The sequence below is a fragment of the Actinomadura opuntiae genome (assembly GCF_030283205.1).
GTDB lineage: Bacteria > Actinomycetota > Actinomycetes > Streptosporangiales > Streptosporangiaceae > Spirillospora.
On the sequence record NZ_JASNWF010000045.1, the window covers coordinates 17,287 to 26,403 of the forward strand.

Sequence of the window (9,117 nt, forward strand, 5' to 3'; positions counted from 1 at the left end):
CGACGTGGGGGAACACTACTTCGCCGAGCGGCCCGGCGCCGCGAGCCGCCGCCGCACCGTCGACCTGGTCCTACCCGACCTGCATCTGAGGCTGGACACCGACAGCGGCGTCTTCTCCCCCGACCGCGTCGACGCCGGCACCCGCGTCCTGCTGGAAACCGTGCCTCCACCGCCGCAGACCGGCGACCTGCTCGACCTGGGCTGCGGCTACGGCCCCATCGCCCTCACCCTGGCAAGCCGCTCGCCGCAGGCGAGTGTTTGGGGTGTTGATGTGAACCACCGAGCTTTAGAGCTGGCTGGATTCAATGCAAAAATCGCCGGCCTTGACAATGTAAGGTTCAAGTTGGCGGACGAACTGGACCCCGGTCTGCGGTTCGCGGCCATCTGGTCGAACCCGCCGATCCGCATCGGCAAGGCCGCCCTGCACGACCTGCTCCTCGCCTGGCTGCCCCGCCTCTCCCCCGGCGGGCTCGCCCACCTGGTCGTGCAGAAGCACCTCGGCTCCGACTCCCTCCAGCGCTGGCTGAACGACCAGGGCTTCCCCACCGAGCGGATCGCCTCCCGCTCCGCCTACCGCGTCCTGCGCGTCACGTCCCGCACGGAAGGCCACACCCGATGAGCACCCCCGACTCCGCGCCCGGCCGCAGGCAACTGCGACCCACCGACGTCAAGCGCCTCAACCGCGGCTGGCGGCGCCGCACCGAGGGCCGCCTCGGCCTGCTGGTGGAGTCGGTCACCCAGCCGTTCAACATGGGCTCGATCATCCGCAGCGCCGCGGTGTTCGGCGTCGAACGGCTCTGGCTCGCCGGCAACGCCACCACCCCCGACCAGCGCAACGTCGCCAAGACCGCGCTCGGCACCGAACGGCTCGTCCCGTGGGAGCACGCCGGCACCCCCGCCAAGGCCGCCGCCGCCATCCGCCAGGAGGGCCTGCGGATCGTCGCGATCGAGCTGACCGGCGACGCCGTCCCGCTGCACGAGGCTCCCCTGGACGGCGACGTCTGCCTGGCCGTCGGCGGCGAGGACCACGGCTGCTCCCCCGCCCTGCTGGCCGCCGCCGACGCCGTCGCCTACATCCCGCAGATCGGACGCGTCGGCTCCCTCAACGTCGCCGTCGCCACCGCCATCGCCCTCGCCGAGGCCCGCCGCCGCGAATGGTCCGCCTGACCCGCACATAGCGGACGGCCGCGTTGGGCGACGTCTCGGGTTTTGCGGGAATGGCAAAACAGTTCGCTGTTTTGGGGGTGGGGAACGAGCATGGCGGCGGAACCACGACGACACTCCTCAAAGGACGCACGATGAGCGACGACGGCACCACCCCCGAGCAGTTCTGGGACGCCCGCTACTCCGAGAGCGAGCGGATCTGGAGCGGCGACCCCAACACCGTCCTCGTCCGTGAGGCATCCGACCTGCCGCCCGGCACCGCCCTGGACCTCGGCGCGGGCGAGGGCGCGGACGCGATCTGGCTGGCCCGCCGCGGCTGGCGGGTCACCGCCGTCGACATCTCCCAGGTCGCCCTCGACCGCGCCGCGCGGCACGCCGCGGACGCCGGCGTCGGCGACCGCATCGACTGGCAGCGCCACGACCTCGCCGCGTCCTTCCCCGACGGCGAGTACGACCTGGTGTCCGCGCACTTCCTGCACTCCCCCCGCGACATGCCCCGCGAGGAGATCCTGCGCTCGGCCGCCGCGGCCGTCGCGCCCGGCGGGATCCTGCTGATCGTCGGCCATGCCGGGCTGCCGCCGTGGGAGGAGCACGACCACGGCGACGACGACCCCCACCACGACATGCATCTGCCGACGCCCGACGAGGTGCTGGAGTCGCTGCGGCTGCCGGACGGCAAGTGGGAGGTGCTGCTGAGCGGCGAGCACGAACGCGTCCAGACGGGGCCCGACGGACGCAGCCACACGCGCATCGACAACGCTCTGAAGCTGCGCCGCCTGCCCTGACGCCCGTCAGCGTGCGGACCTCCCGGCCTCGGCGGCCTCCGGCCCGGGACCGCCGGCGGCCGGTGCCGGTTGCGGCTTGCCGCGCAGCGGGACCTCCTTCACCAGCAGCGCCGCGGCCAGCGACACCGCGCACACCACCGCCCCCAGCAGGAAGACCTGGTGCGTGCCGGTCACGAACGCATGCAGGTAGGCCTCCCTGGCGGCCGGCGGCAGACCCGCCGGGGACGCCCCGCCCGCACCGTCCGACGGAAGCCTCCCGTCGAAGGCCCGGTTGAACAGCGAGCCGAACACCGCCACACCCACCGACCCGCCGATCGTGCGGAACAGGGTCATCGCCGCCGACGCGGCCCCAAGGTCGCGCATCTCGACGCTGTTCTGCGCGATCGTGGTGACCATCTGCATCAGGCAGCCCATCCCCGCACCCACCAGCGCCATGTAGCAGCCGGTGATGGTGCGGGACGTCGAGGCGTCCATGGTCGACAGCAGGAACAGCCCCGCCGTCATGCACGCCGTGCCGATCACCGGGAAGGCCTTGTACCGGCCGGTCGCCGACATCACCCGGCCGCCGATCTGCGAGACCACCACCACCGGCGCCATCAGCGGCAGGAGCAGCAGCCCCGAGTCCGACGCCGACGCGCCCTGGACGGTCTGCTGGAACAGCGGCAGGTACAGCGCGCACCCGAACATCGCCACCCCGGAGACGAGGATCAGCGCCGACATCAGCGGGAAGTTGCGGTGCCCGGTGAAGATCCGCAGGGGCAGCAGGGGCTCGGCGGTCCGGTGCTCCACCGCCACGAACGCCGCCGCCCCGGCCACAGCGGCCGCGAACAGCGCCATGACCTGCCAGGACGTCCACGGGTAGGTGCTGCCCGCCCAGGTCGTCGCGAGCACCAGCGCGCAGACCACCGCCGTCATCAGGGTGATGCCGGCCCAGTCGACGCGGGCCTTGGCGCGGGTCGCGGGCAGGCGCAGCAGGAACCAGCACCACACCAGCGCGAGCGCGCCGAGCGGCAGGTTGACGTAGAACGCCCAGCGCCAGCCGGCGTGGCCGGTGATGAACCCGCCGACCAGCGGTCCGCCGATCGTGCCGGCGGCCATCACCGTCGCGGTCATGCCCTGGTACCGGCCGCGCTCGCGGGGGCGGCACCAGCGAGCCGATGAGCGCGAACGCCAGGCCGCCGATGCCGCCCGCGCCGATCCCCTGCACCGCGCGGAACACGATCAGCTGGACCATCGACTGCACGGCGCCCGACAGCGCGGACCCGGCCAGGAACACCACGACCGACAGCAGGTAGACCTGCTTGCGGCCGTACAGGTCGCCGAACTTGCCCCAGACGGGCGTGGAGGCCGCGGTGGCCAGCGTGTACGCGGTGACGACCCACGAGATGTGCTCCAGGCCGCCGAGGTCACCGACGATCGTGGGCATCGCGGTGCCGACCACCATGTTGTCCAGCATCGACAGCAGCATCGCGAGCATCACGCCGAGCAGGGCCCAGCGGACGGCGCGGGGAGCGGGCGGGGACGGATCGGATGCGGGCATGGCTGATCACCTCACGGAGAGTGGACGTCGGGGAGCACCGGGCTGGAACCGGGGCGTTCGGCCGCCGGGCCCGGCTCCCCCACAAAAGCACACCCGATTAAAAAGTGCAACGACTCAACTTTTCGAGTGAGGCAACCCAGACGGTAGGATGACCGCCATGACGGAGACGATGGGCCGCCGGGAACGCAAGAAGGCCGCCACCCGCAAGGCGCTCGCCGACGCCGCCCTGCGGCTGTTCCTCGAGCACGGCTACGACAACGTCGGCATCAAGGACGTCGCCGAGGCCGCCGACGTCTCCACCACCACGCTGTTCAAGCACTTCCCCAGCAAAGAGGCGCTGGTGTTCGACCTGGACGCCGACGTGGAGGCCGCCCTCGTCGCCGCCGTCCGCGACCGCCCCGCCGGCACCTCCGTCCCGGCCGCGCTGCGCGAGCACGTCCTGCACCGCAAGTTCGTCGAGGGCGACCCCGCCGCCGAACGCTTCGCCGCGCTCGTCGAGAGCCACCAGGCCCTGCGCGACTACGCGCACCGCATGTGGATGCGGCACGAGACCGCCCTCGCCCGCGCCATCGCCGAGGACGCCGGCCGTCCCGACGACGACCCCGCCTGCGCCGCCCTCGCCCACTTCGCACTCGAGACCGCCGCCCTGGCCCGCGGCCGCACCGACCCCCGCCAAGCCGTCGACCGCGCCTTCGACCTGCTGGAACACGGATGGCAGGCCACCATCGACACCACCCCGACCGCCTGACACCACCGCACCCCGAGGGCCCCGGCCCGCCCCGTCGAGAGACTCCGGCTTGCCGAAATAGGTAGACCGGTCTAGTTTCTCAGCATGGTCAACGACGAGGGAGGCCCCATGAGGCGGCATGCGCTGGTGTTCGGAGCCGGCGGGTTCATCGGCCGCCACCTGGTGCTCGCACTCCACCGCCAAGGGATCGCCGTCACGGTGGCGACCCGCAGCGACCGGTCGCACGCGGACCTGAACGCCTGGCTCGCCGACCACGGATGCCGGACGCCCCCGGCCGAGCTCCGCGTCGACTTCGAGGCGGAGAACCTGGCACAGGGCGACGCCTCGGCCTGGGCGGACGTCAGCGAGGTCTACAACTGCGCGGGCGCCTACCGGTTCGGCATGGCGGTCGAGGAGGCGCGCCGCGCCAACGTCGACAGCGTCACCGCGATCGCGTCGTTCGCCGCGCGGCTGCCCCGGCTGCGGCGGCTGGTGCACGTGTCGGGCTACCGGGTGGGCGGCCAGGATCCCGCGACGGTCCCGTGGAGCGACGATCTCGTGCGCCGCACCTACGGGCGCCTCGGCGCCTACGAGGCGTCCAAGATGGAGGCGGACGCGGTGTTCCAGGCCACCGCCGACCGGCTCGGCGTCCCCTGGTCCATCGTCAACCCCAGCAGCGTGATCGGGGACGCCGCGACCGGCGAGTCCGACCAGCAGCTCGGCCTCGCCGCGAGCCTGGCGCAGCTCTGGCGGGGCTCGCTCGCGGCCCTGCCCGGCGGCGCGCGGACGTTCGTCCCCGTGATCACCGTCGACCACCTGGCGCGCTTCATGACCCTGCTCCCGGACGACCCGGAGACCGCCCGCGGATCGTTCTGGGTCCTCGACGACCGCACTCCCCCACTGCCCGACCTGCTCTCACTCACCGGCCGGCACTACGGGGTGCGGGTACCGCGGATGCGGCTGCCGGTACCGGTGATCAAGCGGTTGCCATCCGCCCTGACCAAAGCCGGCACGGAGACCCTGAGCTTCCTGTCGGACGACCGCTACCCCACGGGCCCCGCCCACGCGCTCGCCGAGCGGCACGGATTGCCGATGCCCGACACCACCGGCGCGATCCTGCGGTGGGCCGACCACCTGGCCGCCCACCGCTTCGGGGCGGCGCCCACGCGGGGACCGGCGCGGCGGTTCACCCGGTACGCGGGCGTCCGGACGTTCGAGCTCGGCGAACCGGACGCCCCGACCGTCGTCCTGCCCGGTCTCCCGGTCAACGCCGACTCCTGGGCCGCGGTGGTCGCCGACCTCGGGCACGCGCGCGCCGTGGACCTGCCCGGGCTCGGCCTGAGCGCCGGCAGCCCCCGCGACCTGGAGGCGTGGCTGGACGCGCTGGTCGAGCACACCGGCTCCGTGCATCTGGTGGGCCACTCCATCTGCGCGGCCGCCGCCCTGCAGACGGCCTTGCGGCATCCGGAGCGGATCACCGGACTGACGCTGGTGGCACCGTTCTTCCTCCAGCCCCGCGCCGGGCTCGCCACGCGGATGCCGCTGCTGACCCGCCCCTACCTGGGGCGCGCGCGTCCCGAGTCCCTCGCGCGGCTGCTCACCGGGTCCACCGCGCAGGCCGAAGCGCTCGCCTCCTGCGCCGAGGACCTGCGCCGCGGCCGTGTCGCCGCCCACGCCGCGAGGCTCTTGGCCGCCGCCGGCCGCGAGCGGTGGCGCGAGGAACTGCGGGACGGCCTGCGGCGGTACCCCGGCAACCTGCATTTCATTACCGGCACCGAGGATCCCCTCACCGGCGACGGAAGAGCGCTCATCGACTCGTTCGGTGAGCGCGCGACGGTGACCGTGATCGAGGGCGCGGGTCATCATCCGCAGCTGACCCACGGCCAAGAACTGGCGCGAGCGATCGGCGGTCACCTGCCGTCCGCGCGGCCCGAGGTGCGCGCCTGACGACGATCGGCCAGAGCGCGAGGGACGGCGCCGCGGTCAGGCCGTCTGCTCCATGAGGGCCGCGAACTCCTCCAAGGAGATCTTCCCGTCGCGGTTGGCGTCGGCCGCCACGACGACCTCCACGGCCCGCGTCTCGCTGATGTCCCGGCCGAGCTTGGACATCAGGTTCTTCAGTTCGGCCGTGGAGATGTACCCGTCGCCGTCTACGTCCACCAGCTCGAACGTCGCCCGGTACTCGTTCACGTCGGCCATGGGACTTGCTCCTCTTGCTGATCGTATGAGGAGGCGACGCTAGCAGTCATTGAATCAACCCGGCGCCTTCACGTAGTAAGGTAAGGCCGGGCGCGGGCGTCGGCCATAATCGGACGGGTGCCCCGCTCGTACGCCTTCCTCGACCACCCGGGCCCGATCCCGTTCGCCCACCGCGGCGGCGCGAGCGGCCGGCCGGAGAACTCGATGGCCGCCTTCCAGCGCGCGATCGACCTCGGTTACCGCTACCTGGAGACCGACGCCCACGCCACCGCCGACGGCGTCGTCGTCGCCTTCCACGACCGCACGCTCGACCGGGTGACCGACCGGACGGGAATGATCGCGCGGCTGCCCTACGCCGAGGTCGCCAAGGCCCGCATCCGCGGCGCCGAGCCGATCCCCCGCCTGGAGGAGATCCTGTCGGCCTGGCCGCAGGCGCGGGTCAACATCGATCTCAAGGACGCGCCGGTCATCGGCCCGCTCGCCGAGGTCCTGCACCGCACCCGCGCGTGGGACCGGGTGTGCATCACCTCCTTCTCCACCCGCCGGCTGGCGCAGATGCGCGCGCGCCTCCCGCTGTTCACCCGCGAGGACGTGTGCATGGCGCTCGGCCCGCGGGGTCTGATGGCGCTGCGCGCCAGGTCGTACGGCGGCCCGACGGCGAAGCTGGTCAGGCTGGCCGCGACGGGCGTGGCGTGCGCGCAGGTCCCCTACGGCCTCGGGCCCGTCCCGTTCGTCACCGAGGCGTTCCTCTCCGAGGCGCACCGCCTCGGCCTGAAGGTGCACGCCTGGACGGTCAACGATCCCGCCGCGATGAACCGGCTCCTCGACCTCGGCATCGACGGCATCATGACCGACGACCTGGTCGCCCTGCGCCACGTCATGGCGTCCCGCGACCTGTGGCCTCGGTCCGCCCCGGCCTCCTGAGCGAGCGTCGCCGGCGCCGGTTCAGCGGCCGAAGCCGGGCGGGCGCGGCGGGCCGCCCGGACGGTACTCCGCCGCGATCCGCAGCGGCGCGTGCTGCGGACGCTCGGGCTGCTGCCCGGCGGCCGGGCCGGCCCGGGTGAGGTCGAGGCGCCCTGCGCGCAGGCTCTCCAGCAGTTCCAGGTCCTCCGCCGACACGAGGGCGGCCATCACCTTCCCACGCCGGGTCAGCGCCACGCGCTCCCCCGTGTAGGCGACCCGGTTCACCAGGTCGGCGAACTCCTTGCGTGCCTCCGTCACCGGCTTTTCCACGCTGTTCATCGTATAGCGAACTCCGCTGGCCCCCTCTCGCCGCCGAGTGTAGGTTTACGAAACGTACAGAACGTACGCTCTGTACAGACGAGCGGAGGGTGCATGTTCGACCGACCAGAGGAGACCCGTCCGGCGCCGCGGCCGGAGACGTTCGCGCCGCGGACGATGGCGAAGGTGGCCGAGGCGCCGCAGCTGGCGGACGCCCAGCTGTACGAGCGGCTGCTGGCCCAGCGGATCGTGTTCCTCGGCACCGAGATCGACGACCAGGTCGCCAACCGGGTCAACGCGCAGCTGCTGCTCCTCGCCGCGAACGACGGGCAGCGGGACATCACCATCTACATCAACTCCCCCGGCGGCGTGGTCGACGCCGGGATGGCGGTCTACGACATGATGCAGTTCGTCCCGAACGACATCTCGACGGTGGCGATGGGGATGGCCGCCTCGATGGGGCAGACGCTGCTGTGCGCGGGGACGCCCGGCAAGCGGTACGCGCTGCGGCACGCGCGGGTGATGATGCACCAGCCGCACGGCGGGATCGGCGGCACCGCGTCCGACATCAAGATCCAGGCGGAGCAGTCGCTGTACCTCAAGCGGACCCTCGCCGAGCGGACCGCCTTCCACACCGGCCAGCCGCTGGAGAGGATCGAGGCCGACAGCGACCGGGACCGCTGGTTCACCGCCGAGCAGGCCCGCGAGTACGGCTTCGTCGACCACGTCATCGACAGCACCGACCGGGTCGGGTCGTGATGCGCGCCGAGGGCCGCTACACGGTCCCCTCGTTCGTCGAGCGGACGGCGTACGGGATCAAGGAGACCACGCCGTACAACAAGCTGTTCGAGGACCGCATCGTGTTCCTCGGCGCCCCGGTCGACGACACCACCGCCAACGACGTCACCGCGCAGCTGCTGGCGCTGGAGGGCATGGACCCCGACCGGCCGATCGCGCTGTACATCAACTCGCCGGGCGGATCGCTGACGGCGATGATGGCGATCTGCGACACGATGCGCTACGTCCGGCCGGAGATCGAGACGACCTGCGTCGGGCAGGCCGGCTCGGCGGCCGCGGTGCTGCTGGCGGCCGGGTCGCCGGGCTGGCGGGCGGCGCTGGCCAACGCGCGGATCCTGCTGCACGAGCCGTCGGTCGAGGTGTCCCGCGGGTACTCCAGCGACCTGGAGATCCAGGCGCGGGAGGTGCTGCGGCTGCGCGAGCGGACCGAGGCGATCCTGGCCGAGGCGACCGGGCGCAGCCCCGAGACCGTCCGGCGCGACCTGGACCGCGAGCGCTACTTCACCGCCGAGCAGGCCAGGGAGTACGGGCTGATCGACGACGTCCTGACCGGCCGGGGCTAGCCGCGGCCCGCCGGACGATCGGCGGGGGCGGCGCGGTGCGGCCGCAAAGAGCAGGGTTGGGCGCGGTGCGATCCGGGAATCTTGTGACGGTATCCAGCGTTGGTCAGGGCAAGACCGCAA

11 protein-coding genes and 1 pseudogene are annotated in these 9,117 nt (G+C 72.6%); 8 read left to right on the forward strand and 4 right to left on the reverse strand.

Translation table 11 applies throughout. The annotated features are described in order from the left end of the window. Window positions 1-4: 4 nt before the first annotated feature. The 3 genes from QP089_RS47800 (at window position 5) to QP089_RS47810 (ending at window position 1,949) form a co-directional block, all read left to right on the forward strand. Window positions 5-619: a class I SAM-dependent methyltransferase gene (locus tag QP089_RS47800; RefSeq protein WP_285921270.1), complete on the forward strand. Its 615-nt coding sequence runs from the start codon at window positions 5-7 to the stop codon at window positions 617-619. After that, window positions 616-1,167: a TrmH family RNA methyltransferase gene (locus QP089_RS47805; RefSeq protein WP_285921271.1), complete on the forward strand. Its 552-nt coding sequence runs from the start codon at window positions 616-618 to the stop codon at window positions 1,165-1,167. The genes QP089_RS47800 and QP089_RS47805 overlap by 4 nt, the downstream gene beginning before the upstream one ends. Window positions 1,168-1,298: 131 nt before the next feature. Next, on the forward strand, window positions 1,299-1,949 hold the full coding sequence (locus QP089_RS47810) for a class I SAM-dependent methyltransferase (protein WP_285921272.1): 651 nt from the start codon (window positions 1,299-1,301) through the stop codon (window positions 1,947-1,949). A gap of 6 nt (window positions 1,950-1,955) precedes the next feature. Here QP089_RS47810 and QP089_RS47815 read toward each other — a convergent pair whose 3' ends face one another. Continuing rightward, a complete protein-coding gene (locus QP089_RS47815; protein WP_353070893.1) occupies window positions 1,956-3,062 on the reverse strand; it encodes an MFS transporter in 1,107 nt (368 codons plus the stop codon). Between the two features lie 79 nt (window positions 3,063-3,141). Then, window positions 3,142-3,489: pseudogene (locus tag QP089_RS49000) on the reverse strand (MFS transporter); the annotation flags it as partial. A gap of 157 nt (window positions 3,490-3,646) precedes the next feature. Between QP089_RS49000 and QP089_RS47825 the strand changes: the two are divergent. Then, window positions 3,647-4,237 carry a TetR/AcrR family transcriptional regulator gene (locus QP089_RS47825; RefSeq protein ID WP_285921274.1) on the forward strand — a complete coding sequence of 197 codons (591 nt, stop codon included), beginning with the start codon at window positions 3,647-3,649 and terminating at the stop codon, window positions 4,235-4,237. Window positions 4,238-4,345: 108 nt separating this feature from the next. After that, on the forward strand, window positions 4,346-6,163 hold the full coding sequence (locus tag QP089_RS47830) for an alpha/beta fold hydrolase (protein ID WP_285921275.1): 1,818 nt from the start codon (window positions 4,346-4,348) through the stop codon (window positions 6,161-6,163). Between the two features lie 36 nt (window positions 6,164-6,199). Here the strand turns inward: QP089_RS47830 and QP089_RS47835 are convergent, their stop codons facing one another. Beyond that, window positions 6,200-6,415 carry an EF-hand domain-containing protein gene (locus QP089_RS47835; protein ID WP_285921276.1) on the reverse strand — a complete coding sequence of 72 codons (216 nt, stop codon included), beginning with the start codon at window positions 6,413-6,415 and terminating at the stop codon, window positions 6,200-6,202. A 117-nt stretch (window positions 6,416-6,532) separates the two neighbouring features. Between QP089_RS47835 and QP089_RS47840 the strand changes: the two genes are divergently transcribed. Further along, window positions 6,533-7,339, forward strand: coding sequence for a glycerophosphodiester phosphodiesterase family protein (locus QP089_RS47840; RefSeq protein ID WP_285921277.1), 807 nt, complete (start codon window positions 6,533-6,535; stop codon window positions 7,337-7,339). Between the two features lie 21 nt (window positions 7,340-7,360). On the opposite strand, the gene QP089_RS47845 is transcribed toward QP089_RS47840, so the two are convergent. Next, the gene (locus QP089_RS47845) at window positions 7,361-7,648 is read right to left on the reverse strand and encodes a type II toxin-antitoxin system Phd/YefM family antitoxin (RefSeq protein ID WP_285921278.1); all 288 of its coding nucleotides are present in this window, start codon (window positions 7,646-7,648) and stop codon (window positions 7,361-7,363) included. Between the two features lie 165 nt (window positions 7,649-7,813). Here QP089_RS47845 and QP089_RS47850 point away from each other — a divergent pair, with 165 nt between their 5' ends. Together QP089_RS47850 and QP089_RS47855 are read left to right on the forward strand one after the other, a co-directional pair. After that, window positions 7,814-8,395 carry a ClpP family protease gene (locus tag QP089_RS47850; RefSeq protein ID WP_285921287.1) on the forward strand — a complete coding sequence of 194 codons (582 nt, stop codon included), beginning with the start codon at window positions 7,814-7,816 and terminating at the stop codon, window positions 8,393-8,395. Continuing rightward, complete coding sequence (locus QP089_RS47855) at window positions 8,395-8,997, forward strand: ATP-dependent Clp protease proteolytic subunit (RefSeq protein WP_285921288.1); 603 nt, start codon at window positions 8,395-8,397, stop codon at window positions 8,995-8,997. Before QP089_RS47850 ends, QP089_RS47855 begins: the two co-directional genes overlap by 1 nt. The last annotated feature ends 120 nt before the right edge of the window (window positions 8,998-9,117 follow it).